The organism is Sutcliffiella horikoshii (assembly GCF_044809035.1).
GTDB classification, from domain to species: domain Bacteria; phylum Bacillota; class Bacilli; order Bacillales; family Bacillaceae_I; genus Sutcliffiella_A; species Sutcliffiella_A horikoshii_G.
In genome coordinates, this window is sequence record NZ_CP085237.1 from 2851717 (window position 1) to 2878340 (window position 26624).

Sequence of the window (26624 nt, forward strand, 5' to 3'; positions counted from 1 at the left end):
TTTTGACACTATCTTGCTACATTACTTAAAACTTCCCAGTATGTAATACGCTTCTTGTCTTTAGCCTTACTAGTCCTTTTAGATACAATCAAATACTCCATCTTATTTTCTACAAAGTAAGCATTCAATAAATTGATACCTTTTTGTATGCGACCTCTTCCATCTCTAAGTTGAATTTTCTCTATCAGTTCTTTTTGCTCGGCAGAATAAAGTCTCTTTCCAACAATACTCTCAAGATATGATTCTAATAATTCTTGCTGATTCTTTTCTTCAACAACCGTATATGTATATTCCTCAAATCCATCATAAAAGCCGAACTTTCTAGCAAGAAACTTACAATATCCATATTCTCCATACTGCTTCATGTATTGAATATCATTCATGTCGGTCAAACACTTAAAGTAAATGAGATCATTAATTTTTAAAGTAGTAATATTTTTATCATCATTTACTTTCTCGTTGTAGACGATAGACCACTTATCATATTCTCTGGGGTATTTCTCTATGTATTCATGCACACTATGCTTCCTTAAATATTGAGCCATTTCAATTTTCTTGTTTAACTGAGTTTCCATTCCACCAAGTTGCTGATTTGTAATGGTTTTAATGTGAAGGTAAATTCCATCTTTCTTATCTACAATTCTCTTTCTGCCGAAGCATTGTATCAGTGTGCCGATGTCTTTTACATCACAGACCACATGTTGCAACTCTTTGTCTATAATATTTACACCAGCGTCCATGCAAGTTGTGGTGATAAGAATCAACTCCTCGAATCGTTCATTTTTTAACATATTTCCAATCTTGTCTTGATCAACATGCTTGTAAAATTTTTCATTATTTTTACTACAATTAAATAAAATGTAATCTTGATACTTCTTGTATAACTTAAAGGCTTTCTCTGCGGACTGGATGAAGAATATCGCTTTCCTTTTCTTGTCTATTGCCTCTTTAATAAATTCCTCAATAGTTTCATCTTTGTTGAAAAATCGTAAGTCTTTTATAAAGTTGAATTTAATCGGGAGGTCGTAACCTTTTGTTTCTAATTTTTTATATTTACTTATGTACCTTTGCATGTAGTCACCAGTTGCAGACATAAATATTCTTACTTTGCCCTGTTGCTTTAATATCGCATTTAGAGACATGTCTGTTGTATTGTTAAAGCTGGCATCACTCATGAAATAGTGGAACTCATCGCAAACTATATATTGGTAAGGACTAAAATCAAATTCTTTGTTGTTCTTATATAAAGCTTCTATGTATTGGTATGTTTTTATATCTAATGAGTCAGTTTTCTTAGCTTGAACTAGTTCATCTTGAAATTGATTCACACAATTCACTCTATGTATTAGCATAAGTATTTTCTTTTTGTTCTTCTTAGCAATTGCATATAGATTGTTCTTGATGAAATAACTTTTTCCTTGGCCTGTTCCAGCTTTAATTGTGACAATGCCTCCAGAGTCCCAAGATTTAACTTCATCTATCGTTACCTTTTCACTTACTCTCATTATTCTTTCTCCTTCTCATCTGATTAAATTGATTAAATCCAGTTATTGATTAATGATTTTTTGTAACTCATCCGTCTTCTCATAAAGCCAGTATTTTTGATTACTAAGACTAATGGAACAAGTTATATATCTAATCCCAGCAGCTTGAATTTTTCTATGTAATGCAGTGTCGTAACAAAAGAAAAGCTTATCTTTAATATCCATTTTTAATATTCTCCTTGTCTTGTAGAGTACTAGTCTGTATAATATGTATTAGTTATGTATTAAATGTTATAATAGGACATCTTCACCCATTTGTTGTAAAAGGGCACAGAGTCTATAATATTTCGACTTGCTTATATGTGTATGTCCGTTGAGATAACTATTTAAACTGGTGTAACTTAGGCAAATTTCTTTCGATATGTATTTCTGACTGATACCTTGTTGCTGGATGATCTGTTTTAACTGTTTTCCTGTCATAATCGCAATATACTCACCCCTTTCTCATCTAAAACCCTTCGGTGAGATATAATAAGCATCCCTCATTATCTATTGTATAGGGTCTGCATCATTTAGCCAAAGTTACTCAGAAAAATTTACTTTTAGATGACTTCTCTTACTCATAAACTCATCCAGATCACCGTACAACTCATCGGCAACCTCATATTTATCGTTAGGGTCATTCTGCAGCACCTTTAGTTGCTCTATATGATTCTCAAATAGCTGATATAAGCCGTTTTCTGCCATAAAGCTGAATAGTATATTATCTAGCCTTTCGTACTCATAGCGTGCGTTTAAGAACCTCTCCTCTAACTCATCTACAGCATCATAAGTAACAGATGTGTATTCTCCTCGAATGTCCTCATCATCTTCGTTATCAATCAGTTCAAGTAGAATATTAATGCTATCTCTGAGTGCATTGTCGCTGAATTTAGTCATATTTTCAGATGAGATGGGGATAAGGTGCGGATCATTAGCTGGATTGATAACAACAGACTTCTTATTCATACCATCTGTCACCTGCCAAACATCATCCACCTTAATAGATGTGCAACCAATTTTCACTGAGTCAATTCCTTTATTTAGTGCAAAAATTATTGCATTAGAAACCTCTTCTGCAGTAATGTTACCGGAACTATGCACATCAATCACTTGGCAAGAAGCATCCTTCATTGTGATCATTGCGACTAATTCATTTTTAGGAGGTGCAGGATTAATTTTAGTTTCGTATTCTCTAAGTCTAGCTTTAATGTTTGCAATATCCTTTGATAATTCCTCAGGTATGTTTAGGTGGTAGTGTCCATTAGGCTTAATTGAAGCGATAGAAAACTCTAGATTTTTTATTAATTGTTCATTTGTCATTAGTTTGTTACCTCCATTATTGTATAATTTGTTTTTAATAGGTTGGTAGAAAGCCAGTTTCACTAAGAAACCAGCTTTCAGTTTTACACTTTCAGTATTTAAGGGTTATACTTTGGGCAGATTACTAACGTCTACATTTAAGTAATCTAATATTGTTTTGGAACCTTCGCCTTTAAGTAAGGCTGCTATTTTGGGATCAATTTCTTTAGCTTCAGTTCCAAAGCCTTTTGGCATTGCCCTTACTGGCTTAACATAAGCAATTTCTTCAGTGTTAAATATACAATCTTCAATTTGAACAAATTTATATTCAAATTGCCCCGATAAATCTTCAATATATTCTTTAAGTGTTTGACCTTCATCCAGCTCAACTTTCACATGTAGAGATTTATCATTTTTTAATTTGATTTCAATTTCAGCCATTTTATACTTCCTCCTTATATTGTTTTCATTAAATTTATAATCATTTGGCAGTTTGCAACATTCCGTCTATTTTATGTACAACTAACTCAGCTATCCGTAATCCGTGACCTTCACATCGTTTCACCACCTTTAAATTATTTTGACAAAACTATAAAACATGTCTTATCGCAAAATCACTCTTAAACTCGCTAATAATTCTCTCTCTGGCCTCGAATAACTGACCATTTGCAATGAGCTTAATCAACTCACATTGAGACTTGTTTGACAACATAGCAGCAATAATTTGATCAGTATATGTTTCTATGATGAAATCCGGTGAAAATTGCTTTAAATCCTGAACTGCTTTAACGACACTTTGACGATTTAACTCGACACATTCAGTTACAAATTCATTTGCCGCGTTTCTCTGTGCTTGGTTGGTTGCTAGATTGGCTGTTGGCATTGATAATCCCCCTATTAGATAATGAATAGTTGTTTCATCGTTTGTTGGATCTCGGTGTCAGTGATTTCGTATTCATTGATGAGTTGAGTGATTTCTTGATGCATTCCAACAAAATCAGGATGAAACTGAATCTGTTTTAGAAACAGAACAAAATTGTCTTCTAAGTCTTGAGCTAATATAAATTCGGTCATGATGTGAAGTTTTTTATATGTAGATAGTTGAACAAGGGATTGTGCCTTTGTTACATTTGCCATTCTGCTAACCTCCAAGTTTATAAGTATTTATGTATGTAAGACCTTAACAAAGTTCTTTTCTAAATAACTTTTTGTAACTATAAACTGTTCTCCTAAATAGTTAGTCGCTATATACTCATGAGCTTCCACATGAACATTACCTAATTTTGTGTGAATTATCTCACCGCCCCGACCTTGCCTAAGATGAGTTATCAAGTACTTTTTATGAAATCTCAAGTAATATTCACCCCCTTTCATTCGTTTCCTAGCTTTAGAAATACAAATTTTATTACTTCTTAGTGGTGTAGTAGGATTTCAAATTGTCTAATTTCTCAATTAGGACATCATCGTTTAATGTTGAAAATCCAAATTCAAAATCATTGTAGTTCAGATATTCAATAAGGCTTTTCAACATTTTTAATTTGTATTTCTCTTTTGTTTTGGTCAATTTGATCACCTCACTCAATAATTCTTGATAATACCCCTCATCTGAACCGACTTCATTATTTATTAGGGTAGTGACTTCTTCAATTAACAAGTTAGCCTGTTGTTCATCTTGAAGGTATCTAGATAAATCTTGTTCAGGACTATAGAATTTTTGTATTTCATAAACATTTCCATCTTTATCCTCTACAAAATCTGTGTATTCTTCAAAAGTAGCGTTCCGATCTACAAAGATTCTCTGTAATTCTAATCGCTCGGAACCCAACAAGGTTTGTTTGCGGAACCATTTCTCATCTAAATTGAACAAAGATGCTATTTTACCAATGTGCTTTTCTGGAATAGGTTTTCTTTTTTTACCTACCCATTCATTTACTGACTGCCGTTTTATCCCTAATTCATTAGCGACCTCAGAAAGAGGTATTTGAAATGTTTGAGAGATGTATTTCAATGGATGTAAGTTCTCCATTCCATTCACCAACCTTACATGTAAGTTTTAACTAACTTCATCTTAAAACAAACTTACATGTAAGGTCAAGGTTTATTTTACATATATTTGATAATTATTAGTTATACTGTGTATTAAAGTTTGTTAATGGGAACCACCATGCTGATGAGGGCATCGCATCCCTTTTCCCCGATAACACTTGTGTTTTTTGTTACATTAGGAATCATGATTAACAACAATACAGTGATCACGAGCATGACCAAGAGCATCTCCACCAACGTGAAACCTCGTTCATTTTTCAACCATTTTTTCATACTATATCCCTCCTAATAATTGAAACATCGGAATGAAAATACAAAGATATAAAACAAACACAAATCCGCCCACTCCCAGAAACAATAGCGGTTGAATTCTTCCTAACAGCTTTTCACTGAATTCTTGCATCTTCACTAGTAAAAGCTTGCTGTATTGCTCAAGCTCCAGTCCCAATTTTCCGTTTTTTTGTCCATGAACAATAACGATCGAAAGCCCTGTTACAAATACCTTCTCACCTTCCACCAACTTCTCTAGCTTTTCACCTTCTACCAGTCTGCTGCGAAATTCTTGTGCTTTTACATGAAAAAAAGAGTGGTAGCGCTGCTGCTCAAAAACGGCGATGGCTTCATTGATCGTCAAGCCACTTAAAAGCAAGCTGCTAAGCTGTTGGGTGAAGTAGTGTGAATAGTGAAGGGAGAGGAAGGTTTTAATAATAGGTATCTTCATTAACATGCTTACCCTTTGGGAGGGTGACGTTCTTTTTCCACAAATCTTTAAAAGAATATAGGCAGCCAGTAAAAAGACCACGGATACCGCCACCGCAATCGGAATATGGACTACCAGTTGGAAGAATAAGGAGATGACTGGACTTAAGGAGATATTCATTTGCGAAAAAAGTAGATGAAACTGGGGCAAGAGGATCATTTGGACAAAAATCAACATGATTAACACTAAAAAAATGAGGGAGATTGGATATTTAAGGATAGAGATAATTTTTTCACGATAATACCTTTTCCGCTCAAGCAGAGCCCCAGCAGACCTAAATGCCTGCCCAAGGTTTCCATGCTTCTGGGAAAAGAACAACAAGGATAAAATATCTGGATGGAAACGAAGCCCTTCTAGCACTTTATGAACACTGTATCCTTCTTGCAGTTCCTGTATTGCTTCTAGTAAGTTGCGCTTTTTATCCGCTTCTAAGTGGATGCTCATTAACTCAAGTGCTTCCATTAAGGAATACCCATTAGCATAGAGTTCACCCATCCTTTTCAAGAAATCTTCTTGTACTTTAAGCGACCACCCTCTATTTGCCTTTTCCATCTGTTACCCATCTTTCATATTCCCTCTGATGAATAAAGCCCAACGCTATCCCTTTTTTAATTACTTCCTTCAAGGTCGGATAACATAATTGCACTTGTGCCCCCTTGCATTCCTCCATCACCTTCGTTAGTTCCCGCCCGTACAGAAGCTCATATACACTTGCAAGCCTGTGGTTTCGATATTTTCTGCAAAAGGTCGTACACTCCCCTTGGCAATATGGACATTTCAACTCTACTAACCTTTGTGCTGAGATTGCTATTAATGTTTGCTCCAACTCCTGCTGAGTGACTCCAAACTCTAACAGGCGATGCACCGCTCCTTTTGCATCTCTCGTATGCAAGGTGCTTAAAACTAAGTGTCCTGTCAACGACGCCCTTATCGCAATCTTAGCTGTTTCCTCATCCCTTATCTCTCCAACCATAATGATATCTGGGTCATGCCTGAGTATTGCCTTTAACCCAGAAGCATAGGTGATACCCGCTTTTTCATTTACCTGAACTTGCAGAACATGCCTGCTTTTTCGCTCAACAGGATCTTCTAATGTGATGATATTCCGTTGCAGCAATCCCTTGGATTCTTCGAGAATGGAATACAATGTGGTGGTTTTCCCAGATCCAGTAGGCCCGGTAAACAAAACAAGCCCGTGGGAATGCTTCATAAGGGAAAATAGTTTTCTTGTTGAATTAGGAAAAAGAGAGAGATGTTTCAAAGGAAATTGGTTTTCATCGTGCGGCAGGATACGGATAACCAAACTTTCTTGGTTAACGGTCGGCAAAGTTGAGAGTCGAAGGTTGATTTGTTTGGAGTCAACATATAGTTTCAAGGCGCCATTTTGGGGTTTTCTTATTTCTCCAATGTCCATTTCGGCCTGAAACTTTAAGTGGGACAGCATTCTTTCATAGATTTCAAGTGGAAGCTCTTCTTGGTCATAGAGGTAGTGGTCCAATCGAAAAAGTACTTTTGCGGACGCTTCAAGGGGTTTGATGTGAATATCCGAAACTTGTAAACGGACTGCTTGGCGAACGATGTCTTCGCATTTTTTTTCAATATTCATTTGTCACCTCATTCAAATTGTTATAAGGATAGGGTACAAAGGGATGGGTGATGGACATGCAAAAGTGTGGAGGAGCCTCCTAGATGTTTGGAGCGAGCGGAAGGTGGGTGGATCTAGCAGCAGAATATGGTAGCGCAACACTGTTTCTCCTTTCTGAAGAATGTCCTGCCTTTAAAGTATTCTTCATAAAACGACAGATTCCTTCAAGGTTTTTATTTTTTTAAAAATAAAAAAATCCCCGCTCTTTTATGTAGAGCAGGAATCTCTCAAATAGTCGTCCACTATTCTCCCAATTTGTTGTATTACCCTTTTCCCTTCAGAATTTTCATATAAACCATCTGCCATCACTGCTATGAACAGGTTTGTCTCTCCACGGGACACAATTCCGCAATCATGTTCCACACCAGGAAGTTCCCCTGTCTTGTTGGCAACCTTTACAGATTCAAGGTCCATATAGAAAGGTAGTTTATCCAATAGTTGCTGGCCACCTAGGATATCCAGCATCAGCCGCTTGTTTTCATTTGTAAATAAAACGGACTTGTCTTCATCAAGAAGCTTCAGACATGTGACCATATCACGGACGCTTGTGCTGTTTTCAAATCCTGCTTCTGCTGATCTAAAGTCCATCATCTTCCTTTCCAGTTTCGTCCTGCTCAAGCCCTGCTCCACACAAAAATCATCGACAGATTCCATTCCGATAATCTCTATAACCTTATTGGTCGCAGTGTTATCAGATACAATAATCATTAGCGTCAATAAGTCACAGAACGAGAAACTCGTCTTACAATCTATAAATTGAAGAACACCAGCTCCAGCGACGCGACTCTTCTCATCTATTGAAAACCTGTCGGTAAGTTTTAATTTGCCGGTTTGCACTTGTTTAAAAGCCGACATCAAAATAGGGATTTTTATCAGACTAGCCGCCTTTTTCTGGACATCAGCATCCATTTTCAGCCCATTGCCATCCTTGTCTTCTAACATAAAACTAACGTGCCCTGCAGTGGAATCCACCACTGCCTGAACACGTTTCTTCAACTCTTGCAACCTGCTTTTAGTTCCCATCATGCGCACTTGCCACCATTTCCCTTGCTTTATCTGGTCCAACAATCTTTTCATTGTATAAATGACAGGCAACATAATGTCGCTCCTCGACTTCCTGCCACTTTGGAACGGATTGGCTGCAGGCTTCCATCGCATGCCGACAGCGAGTTCGGAAAACACAGCCGCTTGGAGGGTTAATCGGGCTTGGAATCTCCCCTTGGACGATCTGCCTTTCCCGCCTGTCTTCCACATCAGGGTCGGGTATCGGTATCGCGGATAATAAGGCTTGTGTGTAAGGATGCAAGGGCTTTTTATAAAGTGCTTTACTTTCCGTCAGCTCCATCATTTTCCCAAGGTACATGACCCCTATGCGATCACTGATATGCTTGACCATGGAAAGGTCGTGGGCAATAAACAGGTAAGTTAAGCCTTTTTCTTTCTGGAGCCGTTTCATTAAGTTCACCACTTGCGCCTGGACGGATACATCCAATGCAGAAATCGGTTCATCGGCAATGATGAAATCCGGATCCAATGCCAGTGCACGTGCAATTCCGATACGCTGCCTTTGTCCTCCGCTGAATTCATGAGGATAACGGTTGGCATGCTCGCGGTTCAGGCCGACATCTTCCAACAGCTGATAGACACGTTCTGTCCGCTCTTTGCTATTTTTGTAGATTCCATGCACTTCCATTGGTTCAGAAATGATTTCTTTTACCGTGGAACGCGGATTTAGCGAGGCATACGGATCTTGAAAAATCATTTGCATGTTCCGGTGAAAGGTAAACTTCTCTTTCTCGGTAAGATTATGAACATCCTTTCCGTTAAAGTTTACTTCCCCGGCAGTTTTACCGTAGAGGCCGATGATGGTTCTACCAGTGGTTGATTTTCCGCATCCGGACTCTCCGACAAGGCCAAATGTTTCTCCTTGATAGATATCAAATGAGACATTATCTACCGCTTTTAAGGTTTGTTTTTTCCCAAGAAAAAAATATTTTTGCAGGTTTTTCACTTGAAGTAGTTTCTTTTGCATGATTATTCCCCGTCCTTTTGCCAGTACCTTCTTGCTGCACATAGTTCTTTTTCATAAATAGTGTTTTCCATCGGAAGGATCTCAATATCCCTGCCTGTTTTTGGAGAGTGTAAGAGTTTGCCCTCTCCATGATAGATTCCAACATGGTGAAGCTTACCTTTGCCCTCTTCATAAGCAAAAAACAATAGATCGCCTGGTTCCAAGGCATCAAGCTTTACTTCCACTCCCTCTTTTGCCTGATCATGGGCATCCCGTGGAATGATATATCCGTTTGCTTTACACATGGTATAGCTGAAACCGGAACAATCCATCCCGTATCCGCTCATGCCACCCCATAAATATGGGAGGTCGAGAAATTTTTCACCTGTTCGGACGATATCTGCTCCCGACCTTTTTGGAATGGAAGCGAGACTATCATATACAGCAGTATCATCTACTTTAAGTACTCCAACAGCTCCATTTGGAAGTTGAACCTTGACCTTCGCAGCCTCTTTCTCTACTACCGGCAGTATGGTCTGAAAGCTGAGCTCCAGTAATTCCTCTCCCTCTGGTGAAAAAAGTGAAGTCAGGTTACTCGTTACCACTGCCACAGGGCCATCCGCAAGTTTCCATTCTTCTACCGAGGTGATCTGACATTTTGGCACCCAACCAGGATATCCCCTGTTATCTTTTGATGAGCCCTGTGTCAGGGCAATAATATGATAATAGTCTTCTTTTTCTTCTAGAACGAGTACTTCCTGCCCGTAAAGCAATTGCGATTGGATCAGGTTTGCATCACACAATTCTAACCTCGTTTCAAAATTCAAGGAATCGAGCCAGCTTCTGATATCGGTAGGATTCGAGATAGCTTTTTCGTCTTGCTTTCTTGGTGAATCATAAGAGGTCCAGATGGTGGCAACCGGTACATTTATGACATATTTATTCAACACTGACTCCTCCTTTAACATTTACCTCTGTAATTCCTAAACCATTTGCATCTGGAAAACTGATATTATGCCCATTATATTGGATCCCGCCTGTTACGATATCCTCGGCCAGCATAAGCGGTGCATCAAAATCAAAGCGGGTGATGTTGCTTTTACTTGCGGCAAAATGAGCAGCGGCCGTAATGCCCAGCCTTGTTTCAATCATACTACCTACCATGCACTCGACTCCGAAGGCCTCTGCAATACTATTAATCTTTTCCGCTTGAAAAATGCCGCCTGATTTCATCAATTTGATATTGATCAGGTCCGCACTGCGAGTTTTAAGGACCTGAAGTGCCTGCTCTGGAGTAAAAACACTCTCATCCGCCATGATTGGTGTTTCCACTGCATCTGTCACCTGTTTCAAGCCCTCGACATCATGAGCAATGACTGGTTGCTCGACCAGTTCGATATTTACTCCCAGATCCTCCATTTTACGAATGCCGCGAATCGCTTCTTTAGCCGTCCAGCCTTGGTTAGCATCAAGACGAATCCCGACCGAGTCACCTACCCGACTTCTAATTTCTCTTATTCTAGCAATATCTGTTGCCATATCGTCTTTGCCCACTTTGACCTTAAGCACACGAAAACCCTTTTCAACATATAGCAGGGCGTCCTCTCCCATCTCTTTCGGGGAATTCACGCTTACGGTGAAATCTGTTTCAAGATCCTTCTTGGCACCTCCCAAGTATTGAAAGAGAGGCAACCTGCTGTGTTGGGCCAAGCAATCATAGATGGCCATGTCCACCGCAGCCTTTGCGCTTGAATTACGGACAAGCGATTTATGTAGTTTTTGCAATAAAGGTTCGTAATTCAGTAGGTTCTCATTTAATAAGACCGGCTTGAAAATATGCTGAATGGCATATTCCGCACTATCAAGGCTGTCCCCTGTGATGACATGGGTTGGAGGTGCTTCTCCCCATCCTACCAAACCGTTATCACATGTGATTCTTACCATTACAGCCTCTGCGACGTACACCGTACGCAAAGCTGTCTTGAATGGCTTTGACAGAGGTACTGCGCTACGAAAGGTATCGATTTGCTGTATTTTCATGATTTGCTCTCCTTTCATTCCACTCCCGCTTGGATCGTTAATGTCTTGTTGTATGTGTTCAATTCCGCTTTTGCTCCGTGTGGAATCGCGATGTTCGGGGAACAGTGTCCAAATTGGAATCCACTCATGGTCGGTTTTCCTGCATTTTTCACGTGTTGAGAGATGACCTCCTCAAGTGTCAAGGATGCTTTTCCCTCATCTGGAACACAGTTATGAAAGTTCCCAATGACAATGCCTTTCGCATCTGCGAATTTACCGGCCATTTTCAATTGATTCAGCATTCTGTCCACTTTATACGGCTGCTCATCAATATCTTCAAAAAATAGAATTTTTCCCTTTGTATCCAATTCAAAAGGTGTTCCAAGCGAACTGACCAATAAAGTCAGATTTCCACCCACCAGTTCCCCGCTTGCCACTCCTTCGTTCATCACTTCAAGGGGAGATAGCTCTTCCGTATACACCATTTCAGTTGGATCAAACAGCTGCTGAAAATAAGCTTTTGAAAGAGGGTGAATCGTATCTAGCCCGATATCAGAGCTTAGCATCGGCCCATGAAAACTTACTAGACCTGCCTTTTGATAGAATGCCTGATGCAAAAAAGTGATATCACTGTACCCCCAGAAGATTTTCGGGTTATTTTTGATAAGATCATAATTGATGTCAGAAGCAATTCTTGCCGTTCCAAATCCCCCGCAAGCACAAAAGATAGCTTTTACCTCATCATCTTGAAACATGGCATGTAGATCTTGAATTTTTTCTTCATCCTTTGATGCTAGATAGCCGTATGGAGCATCAACATATTTGCCCATCTTTACTTTCAATCCAAGTTCCTCTTCCAGGAATGGCATGGCGAGTTTAAGTTTTTCTTGTTTCGGCGGGCTTGCAGGCGCGATAACGCCTACCGTGTCTCCTTTTTTCAAACGTAGTGGCTTCATTGGTTCCCACTCCTCTCTCAAATTATGTATATGTAGGGTGTTGCTTCATCAGTATGTATTCCAATTTCAATGAAAAGGGTGTTCAGTGAACACCCTTCTCCAGTTAGAACGTATAACCTATTATTCTTTGTCCGCCCATTTAAGCTCGATGTATCCAACCGGATGGCGAACAATTCCTTTTACTGCTTCGTTTTGAAGATAGACATGGTTGTAGAAATACAACGGAATGATCGGCATGTCTTCAAATAACACTTTCTCCGCTTCATACATTTGCTCATAGCGAGCTGCTTCATCTGTTTCGTTCAACGCGGATTGAATTAACTCATCATACTTCGCGTTACTCCAACCTGTACGGTTCATGGAATGACCAGTTTGGAAGTTTTCTAGGAAGTTGATAGGGTCGGCATAGTCCGCTAAGAAAGAACTGCGAGAGAATTGGAATTCAAGTGCCGTTTGCATATCAAGGAAAACATTCCATTCCATATTAGCAAGCTTCACTTCTACACCAAGGTTATCTTTGAACATCTGTTGCATGGTTTCAGCAATACGCTTATGCTCATCGCTTGTGTTATACGTCAATGTTACTTCAGGTAATGTTTCATACCCTTCTTCTTCCATTCCTTTTTCCAGTAATGCTTTTGCTTCTTCTGCATTAAATGTCACAAGGTCTCCGTTTGTTTCACGGAAGTCTTTACCAGTTGGATCTGTAAACCCAGAAGAAACAAATCCTGTTGCTGCTTCTTCCCCACGCTTAGTAACATAGTCAACAATATCCTGCTGGTTAACCGCCATTGCAAATGCCTTCCTGATGTTTGCATTTTGGAACGGCTCTTTATCTACACCAAATCGGAAAAAGTACGTTCCGGCTTGTTCGCCGATATTAACTTTTCCTTCTGCAAATAACGCTTCACTTGCATCTGCAGGCACTCCTGAAGTATCCAGGTCACCAGCTTGGTACATTTGGTATTCGGTGTTGGTATCATTCACAATTGCCCAATGAACTTTATCCAGCTTAACTGTGTCTGCATCCCAATATTGATCGTTCTTAGCCATAACAAAGTGGCTTTCATGCTCCCACTCAGCAAGGTTAAAAGGACCATTTCCAACAAAAGATTCCGCTTCTGCAAACCACTCTGAATTTTCAGTAGCCACCTTTTCATTAATCGGGAAGAATGCCGGGTTCGTGATAACACTTAAGAAATATGTTTGTGGAGCTACAAGTGTCACTTCCAATGTTTTTTCATCCACTGCCTTTACCTTCACGTTGTCAGCAGAGCCTTCGCCGTTGTTGTAGGCTTCTCCACCCTCGATGAAGTAGCCAAGGAATGCGGCTGGAGATGCTGTTTCAGGGTTCAATAGTCGTTTCCAGGCAAATTCAAAGTCGCCAGCAGTCACGTCGTCCCCGTTGGACCACTTTGCATTGTCACGGATATAGAACGTGTATGTTTTTCCGTCTTCAGATACATCCCATTTTTCCGCTGTCGCTTCTTGTGGCAGGTGCTCGTCATTTAGGCGGGTCAAACCTTCCATCAAGTTGTTTAACGCGTTCCAGGAATAAGAGTCAAACCCGATTGGTGGATCTAATGAGGTTGGTTCAGATCCGTTGTTCAATTTAAGGACCTTCTCTCCTGATGCGCTGTCGTTGTTACTTGTGCCATCGCTTGTGTCGGTACCTGTGTTGTTGGTTGCTGTACATGCTGCTAATACGAATACTAGCAACGCTGTCATAAGTAATGACATTACCTTTTTCATGTGTTACTCCCCCTTTTTCAATTTTAGTTCTGTAAGACACCGCTGTTGATTTCCGCACTGGGCTTCGCTTTCCGCGTGGCGATGCTTGAGCCTCCTCCCAACGTTTCAGGGGTCTCAACCTACCGCTACCTCCCGCCGGAGTCTTCGCCCTGTGCTCCAATCAACAGCTATGGAATCTATGAACAACTTCTATTTCACTATAAGTCTTATCTTATAGTTGAAATTACGGTTTTTATGGGCTTGGGAGCTCGTGGGTCCTGAAGCCAGCAATCTACATGATGTTCCTCAGACAGCGTAGTCTTCATCGGATAGACGCGCTCACAAACCTCCATGGCATATTCGCACCTTGCTGCAAATGCACAGCCTGTGGGCGGGGAAAATAGATCCGGCGGAGATCCGATAATAGGCACAAGTTCTTCATCTTCTAAATCAAGGCGAGGAACAGAGTTTAATAGTCCTTTTGTATACGGATGTTCTCCTCTATAGAAAATTTCTCTCCTATTTCCTGACTCGACTATTTTCCCTGCATACATGACAGCTACACGGTCTGCCACTTGCGCCACCACTCCAAGGTCATGCGTGATAATAATGATGGAAACGCCTGTTTTCTTTTGAATGTCTTTAAAAAGATTTAAAATTTGGGCTTGGATCGTTACATCAAGTGCCGTGGTTGGTTCATCTGCAATCAACACTTCTGGCTGGCAGACAAGGGCCATCGCAATCACAATACGTTGTCTCATTCCCCCACTAAACTGATGAGGATATTGCTTCAGACGTTCTGTCGGGCTTGGTATCCCGACAAGATTGAGCATGTCCACTGCTTGTTTTTTTGCTTCTGCTTTGGATACTTTCTTGTGCTGAATGATTCCTTCCATGATCTGATCCCCAACCGTCAGCGTTGGATTCAATGCGGTCATCGGATCTTGGAATATCATCGAGATATCCGCTCCACGGATTTTCCTCATTTCCGGTTCGGACACTTTCGTGAGGTCTTTACCTTTAAAAAGAACGGACCCTTGCGTAATGCGGCCAGGAGGTTCTGGAATTAAACGCATGATACTTTGGGACGTCACACTTTTCCCGCAGCCTGACTCTCCAACGATGGCAAGCGTCTCTCCTTTATGCAGATCAAAGCTTACACCCCGCACCGCTTTCACTTCACCACCGTAGGTTGTAAAGGAAACATGTAAGTTTTTTACTTGAAGTACTTTTTCCATGATGTCACTTACCTCCTCAACTTTGGATCTAGTGCGTCTTGTAGTCCGTCTCCCAGCACGTTAAAGGCAAACATGGTCATGGAGATGAAGAATGCCGGGAAGAAAAGGCGCCACCAGTGTCCTGAAATAATCGTTGACAATCCATCATTAGCCATTACACCCCAACTGGCATAGGGAGCTTGTACACCTAGACCAAGGAAGCTCAGAAAAGCCTCTGCAAAAATGGCTGCCGGAACGGTCAACGTCATTTGAACGATGATAGGTCCCATTGTATTCGGCAGCAGGTTTTTCCTTATAATCCGTGAAGTCTTCGTTCCAAATGTTTTGGATGCCAGTACAAATTCATAATTCTTTATTTGCAATACCTGCCCTCTGACTATCCTGGCCATACCGACCCATCCGGTTACGGTGAGGGCGATGATGATGGTCAATAATCCAGGTCCCATCACAACCATCAATAAAATAACGACTAACAGATATGGCAAGCCATAGAGCACTTCCACAACACGCATCATCGCATTATCAGTTCTGCCGCCTTTGTAGCCAGCAATGCCTCCGTAGATGACTCCGATAATAAAGTCGATTAATGCAGCCATCAACCCGACAAACAAGGAAATTCTTGCACCATACCAGGTACGTGTGAACACGTCTCGTCCTAGTTCATCCGTTCCAAAAAGATGGGTAGATGATGGCGGCTGATTCTGATTAGGCAGATTTGTCTGCGTCACACTATGAGAGGAAAAAATCGGGCCGAAGATGGCCATGATAGTCAATAAAATCAAAAAGACCAATCCTGCCATTGCAAGCTTGTTCTTAACCAGTCGTCGCCAAGCATCCTGCCAATAAGAAAGACTCGGACGGACTACAGCCTCTGCTTCCCCCTTGTTTTTGTCAACTGGTGTAAACCATTCATCAGGAACAGGGTTTCCTTGATTTTCTTGAAGTTTACGCTGCGCCATATCAGTTCCCCTCCTTTTTATGAAGCTTAATACGAGGGTCTAATATCCCGTACGCTATATCTACAAGAAAGAGCATTAAAATCAAGAAAGTGCTATAGAATACTGTCGTCCCCATAATGACAGGATAGTCACGGGAATTAATGCTTTCTACGAAATATTTTCCCATGCCAGGGATGGCAAAGATTTTTTCGATCACAAAGGTTCCTGTCAAAATACCTGCTGCAAGTGTGCCCAGGATGGTCACAACCGGTAACATGGCATTTCGTAGCGCATGCTTAAACACTATTTTTACAGGAGATAACCCCTTTGCCTTTGCAGTTCGTATGTAATCTTGTGTTAATACTTCCATCATGCTGGCTCTCGTCAATCTCGCAATAATTGCCATTGGACCGGTTGCAAGGGCCAGGGTTGGCAAAATCATATGTCTCCAGCTAGACCAAGTGGCAGGAGGCAGCAAGCCCCAGGTGACCGCAACCTGCTGTATAAGCATGGTAGCAAGGACGAAGTTTGGAATGGATATTCCGAACACTGCAAAGGTCATCGCCAAATAGTCAATGACACCATTGCGTTTAAGAGCCGCAATCACACCCAAAAAGATACCTGAAATGACGGAAATAATTAGGGTGATCATACCAAGCTCGAACGAAATCGGAAAGCCCCTTCCCAACATGTCATTTACCGTCTGCGAAGGTTGTTTAATAGACGGACCGAAATCTAGTGTTACTAATGTTTTTAAGTACATTACATATTGAACAGGTATTGGCTTGTCCAAATGATAGTGCGCTTCTAGGTTCCGCTGAACCACATCACTTGTGGAGCGCTCTTCATTGAGCGGTGAACCCGGAATGGCATGCATCAAGAAGAAGGTCAACGTGATGATGACCCATAAAGTTATGAGCATTGCTAGTAATCGTTTTGCTACAAATGTTCCCATTCTCCCACTCACACTTTCTTCACTATTGGGTTTTTATGTATTTTTAAAATAAATAGATCAACAGAATGTCGTTCTCATTGCCAATTCTGTCATCACTAGCATGGCTTGATAGGCTTCTTTGATATCTTTAGCTTGAAACTTTACGATGGTCGTCCCCGGTTCTAGTTCCGTTCCTGGCATAAGATTTGCCCATTCCGCTTGACCGTAGTTGGCAAACTCGATGCGGAGCGTTGGATGATCTGGAGGTACTAAGGGTTTGATTGTATGTATGTCATTCAATGCCTTTAATGTTTGTTCTTTAATAAGTTCTTGTGCCTTGATTGGAGTCAGTGATTTTGCAGCGGAACGTGAAGCAACTTCTTTCACTACCGCACAATGAATGCCTGGAATGAGACTTTCTGCTTCTGATGCGGTTTGGTCATCTCCTGTTACCATGATGACCGGTACGCCATAATAACCTGCAACATATGCATTGAATCCTAACTCTCCCACTTGAACATCATTTATGAACATATTTCGCACACCAAAAATCATGGAATGCGTCATCACGCCTTTCATCGACGCTCTTGCATGGTAGCCGATAAATATAGCTGCATCAAAGCTTTCGTTTAATCCCTGCACCATGGAATACGGTTTTACATCACCAGTTATCAGCTTTGTTTCAGGGTGAAGCTCTTCAATCAGAATATTATTCATCTTAGAATGACTGTCATTGACCACAACCTCTGTTATACCTTTTTCAAAAGCTGTTACTACGACGGCATTCGTTTCTTGCGTCATTATTCTACGGCCGCGCTCATAATTATGTAGCTTGGAATCTACATGGGTATAATCTACCAGCCCACTAATCCCTTCCATATCAACTGAAATATATAAGTTCAACCATTCTCCTCCTTTCCGTTGTAATATTCTTAATATTATAACAGTATTATTTTTCCTCTACAACGGAACTTCAAGAATATGGGTCTAATTATCCAGATAATTCAAACAAAAAAAATCATGTTGCCCAATTACTATGGGACAACATGATTTTTTTGGGTGTTATTTTAAAAGCTTTAATGACTCCCTTATAAATGCCGGAATATCATCTGGTGTTCGGCTAGAAACCAGTTGATCATGACAGACGACTACTTCCTTGTCGTGGAAGTGCGCCCCAGCATTTTGCAGATCTACTTTAATAGAAGTATAACCTGTAATATCTCTTCCTTTTAGCGCTTCTGCCGTAATAAGCAACTGAGGCCCATGACAGATGGCAAAGACAGGCTTTTGATCATCCATGAATGTTTTTGTAAATGCAACAAATCGATCATCTGCCCGTAAGATGTCAGGAGAGAATCCACCAGGTATCAGCAGGGCATCGAAGTCTGCTGGACTTACATCGTCGATTCCTGCGTCTGTGGTAATTTCAACTCCATCTGTTTTCCCTTTTATGGTTTGTCCTTTTGATTTTTCGATTACTGTTAGTTGATGTCCTGCTTCTTCAAAGGCTTTTGCGGGTTCTGTGTACTCGGAGTCTTCGAATTCATTGGTAAGCAATACTGCGATTTTTTTACTCATGCTAAAACATCTCCTTTTTATTAGTGCTCTGTTACACACCGCTGTTGATTTCCGCACTTGGCTTCGCTTTCCTAGGGGCACTGCTGGAGCCTCCTCGGCAAGCCTGCGGGGTCTCCACCTAGCGCTATCTCCCTCAGGACAAGGAAGGCTCCGACAGCGATACATCGCACGAAGAAAATGCGTAGCATTTTCGAGGAGTCTTCGCCCTGTGCTCCAATCAACAGCTATGTGTCTCAACAAAGCTTTATATGTTCAAGTACCCCTCAGCTGGCATATTAAACGTAGAATTACGCATCGGGCATGAATTGTTGGAAGACGGTGTCTTTTTGAACTGGATATATTTCTTTATTGGCCACATCGTTAATAATGGTTTGATTTCTCATGACAGCAAGGCTTAAATTGGTTGCTGCTGTCCCATGTGAGTGTTCCAGATTCGTGGAAATATACATATGATGCTGTCTGGGTTCCTTCCAAACTAACCGGTAGTTCGCATCCACTTTAAATTCTTTGTCACTTTCCCACTGTATTTCATCTTTGTTATCCCAAATCCATTGTGGTATATGAGGTTTATAGCCTGTTGCCAATACGACATAATCACTCTTAACGGTGAAATCTTCTTCCTTCTCCCACTGTCTGCACGCCACTTCCAACGCGCCGTCTATCCGTTTTATGGTATTTACTTCTGTTAATGGTTGAATGGTGATTTTTTTATCTCGTCCCTCTACAGACCTGTTATAAAGCAGGTCATATATTTTCACCAACGTTTCTTTATCTACTCCGTTCCGGGCAGTATCCAATCTCTTCAATGCCTCTTTTCTTTTTTCATAAGAAAGACCGTGGAAATACTGAACATAATCTGGCGAAAAAACTTCCTGCCCAAGTTTGGCACTTTCAAGCTGTGAAAAAATAGAGGAACGCGTATACCATTTCAATGAATAGTTGTTATGCTTCTGCTCTTCCAGCAACTCGTAGAAAACCTCTGCCGCGCTCTGACCAGATCCAACAATAACGATGGAATTGGAAGCTTTCATTTCTTTTTCTTTATGTAGATATTCACTTGTGTGAACAACCTGGTCATTCTTCTCGATGCCTTTAGGTATTAACGGCACACTTCCTGTACCAACCACGACATGTTTTGCATGGTAGATGGCAACCTCTCCTGTATCGGTTCTCTTCACCTTAACAACATAACCATCATCAGTATGATCCACAGACACTACCTCTGATTGAAAGTGACAGTTTTGTAGCTTTACTGATACCCATTTAGCATAAAGATTGTATTCTCTTCTCGGAATATCAAAACGGCGGTAAAAGAAAAATTGAAACAATCTATTCTGTTTATGGACATAGTTTATGAAGCTATACTTGTTTGTCGGGTCCGCAAAAGAAACCAGATCTGCCAAAAAGGGTACCTGCAAATCAGATTGCTCAATAAGCATACCAGGATGCCAGTTGAACGCTTCTTCTTTATCAAAAAAGATGGATGTGATGCTTTCGTTATTTTCAATTAATGCAGCTAAACCCAAGTTAAATGGTCCAATACCAATTCCAATCAGGTCAAACATTCTATTTTCAGACATGTTAGTTCCCCCGCTTTTATCTGTAATGTCTTATTAATACCCTGATTCAGAAGATTTTCTTCTTATTAATTTGATTATTTTCATAAAAAAAGGGACAGAGACTTAGTCTCTGTCTAAAAATCCCGTGTACGAAAGGAGAAGGAAGCTGCACACGATATATTCTATGCATGTTTCTATGAACTGCTTGGTCATCTATCTCTTATCAAACGCACATTTTTTACGTTGTTGGTAGTTCGATAGTGACAGTTGTACCTTTTCCTTCCTCACTTTCAATACGAATGGCGCCTTGATGTTCTTCCATGATTTTCTTGGTTATGGTCAATCCAAGCCCCATTCCCTTTTCTTTTGAAGTAAAGAACGGGTTGCCTATTTGAACCAGGTTGGATGATGAAATCCCTATTCCGTCGTCTTTAACCAGAATGCTTACTCTACCATCTGAAAGTGAAGAACCGCTGATTTTTATGGTCCCTCCGCTTTGCATTGCTTCCATGGAATTCTTAATAAGATTGATAAATACCTGCTTAAGGTTATTTTTATCCCCTCTTACCAACATATCAGGACTCAAGTTTTCTATAGAAAACTTGATATTCTTATTGTTAGCTTCATGCTCCACGAGACGAATGACATATTCAAGAATTTCTAGTAATGGAATAAGCGTTAATTCCTTTGTCTGCGGTTTAGATAACACAAGGAGCTCTGAAACAATATCATTTATTCTATCAATTTCAGATAAAACCATATCCACATGGTTTTTGTTTGCTTTTCCAGACCTTTGAATCAATTGAATAAATCCTTTGATAGAAGTCAACGGGTTTTTTATTTCATGGGCGATACCTGCGGAAAGTTCACCGACTGCTGATAATTTTTCTTTTGTAACCAACAACTGTTCTGTTTTCTTCAAGGACGAAATGTCTCTGCCAATAGTGACAAGTGCTTTTCGTCTACCATCTGAGTGAAACAAAGGCACCTTTATGACATCAAATGTCTTTCTCTCCCCGTCTTCGAGACTAAATGACTCCTCTGCACGTGAGATCTTAGCTTCCAACCATGTTTGCTCATCCGTTTTCATACAATATTCAAAAGCTTCCATGAAATGCGGAGAATAAGCTCCTAATTCAATATCTGTTTTTCCCTTATAATCAACCTCATGCAAATCATAAAGCGCCAGACCATATTCATTGGTTTGCAACCACCTGCCAACACCGTCTTTGAAGCATACAAAGTCAGGCATGTTGTTAATAAGGGTAGAAAGCTCCTGTTCTTTTTGTTCGAGCTCCTTTAGTGCCTCATGCTTTTTAAGCATTAAAAATAGTAATAGGGTGGTGATGAGTATAAAAAGCCAGCCTTTTATAAGGTTGATATATTCTGCTATAACGAAATTGTCATTTTGCTTTAAGACATATAGCCAATAATCCGTCAGGGCAATCCATATGATGCCAAAAAGCAGATATATTAAAGGTATAAATTTCAGCCATTTCCTTTTCATATATTACCTCTTATATCTTGTGAAATAGTCTAATTAAATAAATATCAATGTGAATTTTTTTGTCATTTTTATTATATCTTTTTATGGCGGATATAGATATAAAGTCCCACTTGGGAAAGTTCGTCGGAATTTCATGGAATTAAACCTAAAAAATATTATACACTTTCCTACACCAATATTTCTACTTACTTTTGCAGTATAGTTCCATTTCCTCATACAAGGCAGGGTTTAACCTGGTTCAATCAGGGTATATATTGGTAAAACGATACATTATAGAGGGAGGAATTAATATGGAAGAAAGAGATGTACGTGTCGAAGATAGAGATGTAAGGGTTAATAAAACGGAGACGAAAGAAGATCGCGGATTGGTTGCTTCAACCTTTATAAAATACACAGCCTACCTTATCATTTTCTTCGGAATCATTTGGTTCATTATCAGCTATCTGTTACCAATGCTGCCATAGCATGCATAAATCCCAAGTCGAAGTGACTTGGGATTTTTTTTTAGGAAAGTCTCAGATTATTAAAGTATTGTTCCGGAAAACTGCGGCATTTGTAGCGTTATGGATTGTATTCTTTCTCCGTTAATATCCACGGCCCATAACTTGTAATTAGGTTTTCCCCTCAACCAGCTTTGATCCTGAATAAAAAGCACCCTCTCTTTGTCTCTAAAAAATACCGGATCGGTTATCAAAGTGCGAAAACTTGTAATTGGTTGCACTTCTTTCCCGCTGCTTTTCATTGTGTACATTTCATAGATAAATTGAGATTTATCACGAGGGTTTTCGCTTGCTGCAGAAAACACTACAAGATCCCCAGAAGGCGAAAGTTTACCGGTATAGATGATATTTGTTGGAAAGTCAAAGCTGGGCTTGACATACTCTCTTTCAGTAGTTTGAGTGTCCATCACAATAAAGGAAGAGTGAAGGCCATTTTCTTCATCCTTATTCCATTCCACATAGCCAAGTTTTGTTCCATCTTTTGTGAGTGATAGGCTTCGTTTTTTCAAACTTTCATCATGTGTGAGGCGCTCTTTCCCTTCCCCTGTCACAGCGATGGAATATAAATCAATGTTAGAAGGTCCCTCTTCCATTTCATTTCCTTCTTGATAATCCTTTGCTGCAAGGTAATAGATGGATTGGTCGTCCTGTGAGAAAATGGCGTCTGTTATCAGCTCATCATCCTCTGATAGTCGCACAAGCTCACTTCCATCACTATTCATAATGTAAAGTGATCTGGTTAATGTGTCCTCCCCTTTTTCTTGCGATAAGAAAAGTATTTTATCGCCTTTGGAAGAATAGCGTGGGTGCACATGGCTTTCTTCTTGTCTTGGATAAGTTAACTGACTTACATTGCTGCCATTCACATCTGCCTTATAGAGTGCTCCATCCCCGCTTTGATAGAATGGAAAAACAATGGATTTATCGTCAGGAGACAGGGTGACTGTTTCCCCAAAACCATTGTCAATCGGGAGCCAAGAGCGGGTAAAACGTTCCGAGAAAAAATACAAAAGGACGGATATGATGATGACAAATCCTATAAGGGAGATGGTGAATAATTTTAATGTTTGTTTTTTCATCGGTATCGGCCTCTTTCTAATAGATGGTATTAGTTCTAAGGTAGTTTACCCTTTAATGGAAAATCCTACTTATTTTAAATCAGAAATTATTATTATAAAAAAACCAGGAAAACCCCGGTCCGCTTTTAGTTGCTTGGTTATGCGCCGCTGTTCCTTTCCGCAAATGGCTGCGCTTTCCGCGGGACGGTGCTTGAGCTTCCTCACAACGCTTCAGGGGTCTCAATCTACGGTTACTCCCCCGCAGGAGTCTTCGCCATTTGCTCCAATCCACAGCTGGTATATATGTTAAGAATTGTTACTGCCTTTTTCAGACAATTAAATTAGAGAATTTTTTCAACCTTAGTTGAATGAAGTGGAAGGTGCGCAGACGCCCGAGGGAGGAAGGGACAGGTGAGACCCCGCAGGCTGCAAGCCGAGGAGGCTCACGGACCGCCCGCAGGCAAGCGAAGCGCCTGGAACGGAAATCAACAGGATTTCATACTCTCTAATTCATTAAGAAAAAGCAATCTACTAATACTTAATAGATTGCTTCTCCTGTATTATCTTGCTGTATTTAGGATTTCTTTTAAGATGATTTCCAGTGTGTTTGGGGCACTGTCTTGAGACATGTTTGTTTGCAGTTGTTCTTGATCATTCTGGAGTGCCTCCAATTGCTTTAACAATGTATCGGTTGTAAGTTCCTCTTCAAACAATACTTTAGCAAACCCTTTTTTCTCGAATGATTGGGCATTTAATATTTGATCTCCCCTGCTTGCGTTTCTAGAAAGAGGGATTAGTAGCATCGGCTTTCGTAAAGCAAGAAATTCAAATATGGAATTGGCCCCGGCTCTTGAAATGATGAACTCGGATGCTGCCAGCACATTTGGCAATTCTTGATTGATATACTCAAATTGTTTGTACCCTTTGACGCCTTCAAGTGAACGGTCCACGTTTCCTTTTCCGCAAAGATGAACAATTTGGTATTGTTCTGTTAATGTCGGTAGGATTTGGCGTAAGGTTTCATTAATTTTTTTCGCTCCAAGACTTCCACCCATTATGGTTAGAATCGGTTTTTTCTCGTGGAAACCAAGCCATGCTCTTCCTTCTTGGGCTTTTCCCTTGAATAACTCTTCTCTAATCGGAGAACCGGTAAAAAGTACTTTATCAGACGGAAAGTGATTTAATGTCTCGTCAAATGTAACGAAAACTTTAGTCGCAAATTTCGTCGCAATTTTATTGGCAAGACCCGGCGTGATATCTGATTCATGAATGATGACGGGTATTTTCAACAATTTTGCCGCCATCACTACAGGTACCGTTACAAATCCCCCTTTTGAAAAAACCACACTAGGTTTCACTTTTCTTAGGATCACTAATGCTTCCATTGCCCCTTTAATAATCCTAAGAGGATCGGAAAAGTTCTTCCAGTCAAAATAGCGTCTAAGCTTACCGCTTGATATTCCGTGGAAAGGAATATTTTCCTTTCCTATGATATCTTCTTCAATTCCTTTTCTTGAACCTATATATGTAATATCCCATCCTGTGGCTTTTAATTTATTCATAATGGCTATATTAGGTGTGACGTGGCCTGCAGAGCCACCGCCTGTAAAAACTATCTTCTTATTTGTCATGGTATCAACATCCTTCATGTCATTCTCTTTCTTCTTATTATTAACGAAAAAAGTGTTAAAGGCAAAGAGTTTATGCCATCATTGACGTTACCACAATCTATGTGAAACATAAAACAGGCTATTGAACCATCTTGCAAGTTCAATAGCCTGTTCATCTTTTATTTTATATTGCGTGAAGGCAGTGTTTCCCTGGATAGTTGATATGGAAGCTGTTGCAACGCTATTGTTACACTTTCTAGTTTTTGTTCTATCCTATGCAACAAATAAAACGTGACAACAATCGGGAAACCAACTTCGCTTATCCATGTCCACCACTGGTCCATGTGCTCTCCCCCTTTCCATTTAAATAGAAAAGGCCTACTGATGTAGAGTAGACCTTTCCATAATGCGTTAAGCTAGTTCGTAGTCCGTGACATTTCGTTCAACAATTCTGGCGCTGTCTTTTGTGATGATATTCCCACCTTTAGATGTAAAGACATTCGCTGCAATGATGCTATCCATCGCCTCCTCGATCTCCACTTGTGTTAGACCTGCTCTCGGATCATCAACAGAGACTTTCACCTTTGTACCTTCTTCATTCAGAAAAAATAATTCCAATGTGAACATGTACCCACCTCCTTTCTCTCCTCTTCTAGCGTCACACCTCTATTAGCCTAGAAAGTGCAATTCACTGCGTCTAACATTTGAAACTGGTGTTATCTGAAGATTAGAAATTGCTTCTGCAGCTTGTAAAAGCGCCGACGCCTCTGCATCGACTTTGATGTTGTTGTAGTTTTTTGAACGGTACAACAACTTGCCTTTGTCATCCTCCCCTAATTCGTACATTAAACGAAGTTGGACATTTTCTACTGCGTAATCTGCCATGCTCTCACCTCCTTTCACCCTCTATATAAAAAGTTAAAGGGAAAAAGTAGTGAACACGTGAAAACTTTTTAAAAACTATTAGTTGTTTGGTTACTCCGCTGTTCCTTTCCACAAATGGTTGCGCTTTCCGCGGGACGGTGCTTGAGCCTCCTCACAACGCTTCAGGGGACTCAATCTACCGTTACTCCCCCGCTGGAGTCTTCGCCATTTGCTACAATCCACAGCTAGAAATTACATAATCAATACGTAATGCTTATTCAGTTAACACAGGTAGATTGCTTTTCAAAGCCCTTCAATAAATGAAATCAACAGAATTATATAATTTCACATAAAAAAACCATCCCAGTTAAAGGAATGGTTTTTTTCGATATTTAGGAAACGGATTGTTTTAAATTATCAAATTTAGTTTTTTGTCTGGACAGCTTTTGCAAGGAAGACTCATTATAGCCAACAATCAACTTTTTCCCGCTTGTGATGATCGGTCTTCTAAGCAGCTTTGGTTCTTCTATGATTAATTCAATAAGCTGGGATAGTGACAGTTCATTAACATCTATCCCAAGATCCTTAAACGTTTGGCTTCTAGTTGCTAATATTTCATCAATTCCTTCTGTTGTTAACGAAAGAATCTTCATCATTTCTTCTTTGTTGGGCGTTTCCCTGAAAATATGCTTTTCCTGAAACTGTACATTGTTGGCCTTCAACCACTTCTTCGTCTTTCTACATGACGTACAACTTGGGTAACTGTAAAAAATGATTTCATTCATCATACTTACCTCCCCGTTCTTATTTTTTCTTCAATATTTTATGTTAATCTCATTGTATAC

30 protein-coding genes and 1 pseudogene are annotated in these 26624 nt (G+C 40.1%); 1 reads left to right on the forward strand and 30 read right to left on the reverse strand.

Going from position 1 to position 26624, the window contains the following annotated elements:
• Positions 1-8: 8 nt before the first annotated feature.
• The 24 genes and pseudogenes from LG307_RS14960 to LG307_RS15075 form a co-directional block, all read right to left on the reverse strand.
• Entirely contained in the window at positions 9-1505 is a 1497-nt protein-coding gene (locus LG307_RS14960; RefSeq protein WP_404443500.1) for a hypothetical protein, read from the reverse strand.
• A 42-nt stretch (positions 1506-1547) separates the two neighbouring features.
• Positions 1548-1709: a hypothetical protein gene (locus tag LG307_RS14965; RefSeq protein WP_404443502.1), complete on the reverse strand. Its 162-nt coding sequence runs from the start codon at positions 1707-1709 to the stop codon at positions 1548-1550.
• 66 nt (positions 1710-1775) lie between these two features.
• Positions 1776-1964, reverse strand: coding sequence for a helix-turn-helix domain-containing protein (locus LG307_RS14970; RefSeq protein ID WP_404443505.1), 189 nt, complete (start codon positions 1962-1964; stop codon positions 1776-1778).
• Between the two features lie 102 nt (positions 1965-2066).
• A complete protein-coding gene (locus LG307_RS14975) occupies positions 2067-2846 on the reverse strand; it encodes a hypothetical protein (RefSeq protein WP_404443507.1) in 780 nt (259 codons plus the stop codon).
• A gap of 105 nt (positions 2847-2951) precedes the next feature.
• On the reverse strand, positions 2952-3266 hold the full coding sequence (locus LG307_RS14980; protein WP_404443510.1) for a hypothetical protein: 315 nt from the start codon (positions 3264-3266) through the stop codon (positions 2952-2954).
• Between the two features lie 148 nt (positions 3267-3414).
• A complete protein-coding gene (locus tag LG307_RS14985) occupies positions 3415-3708 on the reverse strand; it encodes a hypothetical protein (protein ID WP_404443512.1) in 294 nt (97 codons plus the stop codon).
• A gap of 14 nt (positions 3709-3722) precedes the next feature.
• The gene (locus LG307_RS14990) at positions 3723-3962 is read right to left on the reverse strand and encodes a hypothetical protein (protein WP_404443515.1); all 240 of its coding nucleotides are present in this window, start codon (positions 3960-3962) and stop codon (positions 3723-3725) included.
• 268 nt (positions 3963-4230) lie between these two features.
• Positions 4231-4851 carry a helix-turn-helix domain-containing protein gene (locus LG307_RS14995; protein WP_404443518.1) on the reverse strand — a complete coding sequence of 207 codons (621 nt, stop codon included), beginning with the start codon at positions 4849-4851 and terminating at the stop codon, positions 4231-4233.
• A gap of 134 nt (positions 4852-4985) precedes the next feature.
• A pseudogene (locus LG307_RS15000) lies at positions 4986-5144 on the reverse strand (competence type IV pilus major pilin ComGC); the annotation flags it as partial.
• A gap of 1 nt (position 5145) precedes the next feature.
• Positions 5146-6183: a competence type IV pilus assembly protein ComGB gene (comGB, locus tag LG307_RS15005; RefSeq protein WP_404443520.1), complete on the reverse strand. Its 1038-nt coding sequence runs from the start codon at positions 6181-6183 to the stop codon at positions 5146-5148.
• A complete protein-coding gene (gene comGA / locus LG307_RS15010) occupies positions 6167-7237 on the reverse strand; it encodes a competence type IV pilus ATPase ComGA (protein WP_404443523.1) in 1071 nt (356 codons plus the stop codon). The genes comGB and comGA overlap by 17 nt, the downstream gene beginning before the upstream one ends.
• Positions 7238-7483: 246 nt before the next feature.
• Positions 7484-8302 (reverse strand): serine hydrolase, encoded by an 819-nt coding sequence (locus LG307_RS15015; protein WP_404443526.1) that lies wholly within the window; start codon positions 8300-8302, stop codon positions 7484-7486.
• Positions 8289-9308, reverse strand: coding sequence for an ABC transporter ATP-binding protein (locus LG307_RS15020; protein ID WP_404443529.1), 1020 nt, complete (start codon positions 9306-9308; stop codon positions 8289-8291). The genes LG307_RS15015 and LG307_RS15020 overlap by 14 nt, the downstream gene beginning before the upstream one ends.
• Positions 9309-9310: 2 nt before the next feature.
• The gene (locus LG307_RS15025) at positions 9311-10234 is read right to left on the reverse strand and encodes an NlpC/P60 family protein (RefSeq protein ID WP_404443532.1); all 924 of its coding nucleotides are present in this window, start codon (positions 10232-10234) and stop codon (positions 9311-9313) included.
• The gene (locus tag LG307_RS15030; protein ID WP_404443535.1) at positions 10227-11327 is read right to left on the reverse strand and encodes a mandelate racemase/muconate lactonizing enzyme family protein; all 1101 of its coding nucleotides are present in this window, start codon (positions 11325-11327) and stop codon (positions 10227-10229) included. The genes LG307_RS15025 and LG307_RS15030 overlap by 8 nt, the downstream gene beginning before the upstream one ends.
• 14 nt (positions 11328-11341) lie before the next feature.
• Positions 11342-12262 (reverse strand): LD-carboxypeptidase, encoded by a 921-nt coding sequence (locus tag LG307_RS15035; protein WP_404443537.1) that lies wholly within the window; start codon positions 12260-12262, stop codon positions 11342-11344.
• 120 nt (positions 12263-12382) lie between these two features.
• Complete coding sequence (locus LG307_RS15040; protein WP_404443541.1) at positions 12383-14014, reverse strand: peptide ABC transporter substrate-binding protein; 1632 nt, start codon at positions 14012-14014, stop codon at positions 12383-12385.
• 206 nt (positions 14015-14220) lie between these two features.
• Positions 14221-15231 carry an ABC transporter ATP-binding protein gene (locus LG307_RS15045; RefSeq protein WP_404443544.1) on the reverse strand — a complete coding sequence of 337 codons (1011 nt, stop codon included), beginning with the start codon at positions 15229-15231 and terminating at the stop codon, positions 14221-14223.
• A gap of 8 nt (positions 15232-15239) precedes the next feature.
• The gene (locus LG307_RS15050) at positions 15240-16190 is read right to left on the reverse strand and encodes an ABC transporter permease (RefSeq protein ID WP_404443546.1); all 951 of its coding nucleotides are present in this window, start codon (positions 16188-16190) and stop codon (positions 15240-15242) included.
• A 1-nt stretch (position 16191) separates the two neighbouring features.
• Positions 16192-17124 carry an ABC transporter permease gene (locus LG307_RS15055; RefSeq protein ID WP_404443549.1) on the reverse strand — a complete coding sequence of 311 codons (933 nt, stop codon included), beginning with the start codon at positions 17122-17124 and terminating at the stop codon, positions 16192-16194.
• Positions 17125-17181: 57 nt separating this feature from the next.
• Complete coding sequence (locus LG307_RS15060) at positions 17182-18006, reverse strand: M55 family metallopeptidase (protein WP_404443551.1); 825 nt, start codon at positions 18004-18006, stop codon at positions 17182-17184.
• A gap of 159 nt (positions 18007-18165) precedes the next feature.
• On the reverse strand, positions 18166-18681 hold the full coding sequence (locus LG307_RS15065) for a type 1 glutamine amidotransferase domain-containing protein (protein WP_404443553.1): 516 nt from the start codon (positions 18679-18681) through the stop codon (positions 18166-18168).
• A gap of 287 nt (positions 18682-18968) precedes the next feature.
• Positions 18969-20261 carry a lysine N(6)-hydroxylase/L-ornithine N(5)-oxygenase family protein gene (locus LG307_RS15070; protein ID WP_404443555.1) on the reverse strand — a complete coding sequence of 431 codons (1293 nt, stop codon included), beginning with the start codon at positions 20259-20261 and terminating at the stop codon, positions 18969-18971.
• 217 nt (positions 20262-20478) lie between these two features.
• Positions 20479-21747 (reverse strand): ATP-binding protein, encoded by a 1269-nt coding sequence (locus LG307_RS15075; RefSeq protein WP_404443558.1) that lies wholly within the window; start codon positions 21745-21747, stop codon positions 20479-20481.
• A 290-nt stretch (positions 21748-22037) separates the two neighbouring features.
• On the opposite strand from LG307_RS15075, the gene LG307_RS15080 reads away from it, so the two are divergent.
• Positions 22038-22211 carry a hypothetical protein gene (locus tag LG307_RS15080; protein ID WP_404443560.1) on the forward strand — a complete coding sequence of 58 codons (174 nt, stop codon included), beginning with the start codon at positions 22038-22040 and terminating at the stop codon, positions 22209-22211.
• 59 nt (positions 22212-22270) lie between these two features.
• Here LG307_RS15080 and LG307_RS15085 read toward each other — a convergent pair whose 3' ends face one another.
• The 6 genes from LG307_RS15085 to LG307_RS15110 all read right to left on the reverse strand — a co-directional run bounded on the left by LG307_RS15085 (position 22271) and on the right by LG307_RS15110 (position 26564).
• Complete coding sequence (locus LG307_RS15085) at positions 22271-23326, reverse strand: hypothetical protein (protein ID WP_404443563.1); 1056 nt, start codon at positions 23324-23326, stop codon at positions 22271-22273.
• Positions 23327-23865: 539 nt separating this feature from the next.
• Complete coding sequence (locus LG307_RS15090; protein ID WP_404443566.1) at positions 23866-24936, reverse strand: undecaprenyldiphospho-muramoylpentapeptide beta-N-acetylglucosaminyltransferase; 1071 nt, start codon at positions 24934-24936, stop codon at positions 23866-23868.
• A 158-nt stretch (positions 24937-25094) separates the two neighbouring features.
• A complete protein-coding gene (locus LG307_RS15095; protein ID WP_404443568.1) occupies positions 25095-25259 on the reverse strand; it encodes a YvrJ family protein in 165 nt (54 codons plus the stop codon).
• A 67-nt stretch (positions 25260-25326) separates the two neighbouring features.
• On the reverse strand, positions 25327-25542 hold the full coding sequence (locus LG307_RS15100; protein WP_404443571.1) for a DUF2922 domain-containing protein: 216 nt from the start codon (positions 25540-25542) through the stop codon (positions 25327-25329).
• A 42-nt stretch (positions 25543-25584) separates the two neighbouring features.
• Positions 25585-25800 carry a DUF1659 domain-containing protein gene (locus LG307_RS15105; RefSeq protein WP_404443573.1) on the reverse strand — a complete coding sequence of 72 codons (216 nt, stop codon included), beginning with the start codon at positions 25798-25800 and terminating at the stop codon, positions 25585-25587.
• Between the two features lie 371 nt (positions 25801-26171).
• A complete protein-coding gene (locus tag LG307_RS15110; RefSeq protein ID WP_404450469.1) occupies positions 26172-26564 on the reverse strand; it encodes a Spx/MgsR family RNA polymerase-binding regulatory protein in 393 nt (130 codons plus the stop codon).
• Positions 26565-26624: the final 60 nt, after the last annotated feature.

Bases quoted from the DNA above. Each gene is read 5' to 3' on its own strand.
- LG307_RS15035 (WP_404443537.1), bottom strand. From the start codon at position 12,262: ATGAAGCCACTACGTTTGAAAAAAGGAGACACGGTAGGCGTTATCGCG.
- LG307_RS15105 (WP_404443573.1), bottom strand. From the start codon at position 25,800: ATGGCAGATTACGCAGTAGAAAATGTCCAACTTCGTTTAATGTACGAA.
- LG307_RS15040 (WP_404443541.1), bottom strand. From the start codon at position 14,014: ATGAAAAAGGTAATGTCATTACTTATGACAGCGTTGCTAGTATTCGTA.
- LG307_RS15090 (WP_404443566.1), bottom strand. From the start codon at position 24,936: ATGACAAATAAGAAGATAGTTTTTACAGGCGGTGGCTCTGCAGGCCAC.
- LG307_RS15085 (WP_404443563.1), bottom strand. From the start codon at position 23,326: ATGAAAAAACAAACATTAAAATTATTCACCATCTCCCTTATAGGATTT.
- LG307_RS15055 (WP_404443549.1), bottom strand. From the start codon at position 17,124: ATGGGAACATTTGTAGCAAAACGATTACTAGCAATGCTCATAACTTTA.
- LG307_RS15015 (WP_404443526.1), bottom strand. From the start codon at position 8,302: ATGATGGGAACTAAAAGCAGGTTGCAAGAGTTGAAGAAACGTGTTCAG.
- LG307_RS15095 (WP_404443568.1), bottom strand. From the start codon at position 25,259: ATGGACCAGTGGTGGACATGGATAAGCGAAGTTGGTTTCCCGATTGTT.
- LG307_RS15045 (WP_404443544.1), bottom strand. From the start codon at position 15,231: ATGGAAAAAGTACTTCAAGTAAAAAACTTACATGTTTCCTTTACAACC.
- LG307_RS14970 (WP_404443505.1), bottom strand. From the start codon at position 1,964: ATGACAGGAAAACAGTTAAAACAGATCATCCAGCAACAAGGTATCAGT.
- LG307_RS15065 (WP_404443553.1), bottom strand. From the start codon at position 18,681: ATGAGTAAAAAAATCGCAGTATTGCTTACCAATGAATTCGAAGACTCC.
- LG307_RS14960 (WP_404443500.1), bottom strand. From the start codon at position 1,505: ATGAGAGTAAGTGAAAAGGTAACGATAGATGAAGTTAAATCTTGGGAC.
- comGB (WP_404443520.1), bottom strand. From the start codon at position 6,183: ATGGAAAAGGCAAATAGAGGGTGGTCGCTTAAAGTACAAGAAGATTTC.
- LG307_RS15100 (WP_404443571.1), bottom strand. From the start codon at position 25,542: ATGTTCACATTGGAATTATTTTTTCTGAATGAAGAAGGTACAAAGGTG.
- LG307_RS15110 (WP_404450469.1), bottom strand. From the start codon at position 26,564: ATGAATGAAATCATTTTTTACAGTTACCCAAGTTGTACGTCATGTAGA.
- LG307_RS15075 (WP_404443558.1), bottom strand. From the start codon at position 21,747: ATGAAAAGGAAATGGCTGAAATTTATACCTTTAATATATCTGCTTTTT.
- LG307_RS15030 (WP_404443535.1), bottom strand. From the start codon at position 11,327: ATGAAAATACAGCAAATCGATACCTTTCGTAGCGCAGTACCTCTGTCA.
- LG307_RS14985 (WP_404443512.1), bottom strand. From the start codon at position 3,708: ATGCCAACAGCCAATCTAGCAACCAACCAAGCACAGAGAAACGCGGCA.
- comGA (WP_404443523.1), bottom strand. From the start codon at position 7,237: ATGAATATTGAAAAAAAATGCGAAGACATCGTTCGCCAAGCAGTCCGT.
- LG307_RS15070 (WP_404443555.1), bottom strand. From the start codon at position 20,261: ATGTCTGAAAATAGAATGTTTGACCTGATTGGAATTGGTATTGGACCA.
- LG307_RS14990 (WP_404443515.1), bottom strand. From the start codon at position 3,962: ATGGCAAATGTAACAAAGGCACAATCCCTTGTTCAACTATCTACATAT.
- LG307_RS14965 (WP_404443502.1), bottom strand. From the start codon at position 1,709: ATGGATATTAAAGATAAGCTTTTCTTTTGTTACGACACTGCATTACAT.
- LG307_RS14975 (WP_404443507.1), bottom strand. From the start codon at position 2,846: ATGACAAATGAACAATTAATAAAAAATCTAGAGTTTTCTATCGCTTCA.
- LG307_RS14995 (WP_404443518.1), bottom strand. From the start codon at position 4,851: ATGGAGAACTTACATCCATTGAAATACATCTCTCAAACATTTCAAATA.
- LG307_RS15020 (WP_404443529.1), bottom strand. From the start codon at position 9,308: ATGCAAAAGAAACTACTTCAAGTGAAAAACCTGCAAAAATATTTTTTT.
- LG307_RS15080 (WP_404443560.1), top strand. From the start codon at position 22,038: ATGGAAGAAAGAGATGTACGTGTCGAAGATAGAGATGTAAGGGTTAAT.
- LG307_RS15050 (WP_404443546.1), bottom strand. From the start codon at position 16,190: ATGGCGCAGCGTAAACTTCAAGAAAATCAAGGAAACCCTGTTCCTGAT.
- LG307_RS14980 (WP_404443510.1), bottom strand. From the start codon at position 3,266: ATGGCTGAAATTGAAATCAAATTAAAAAATGATAAATCTCTACATGTG.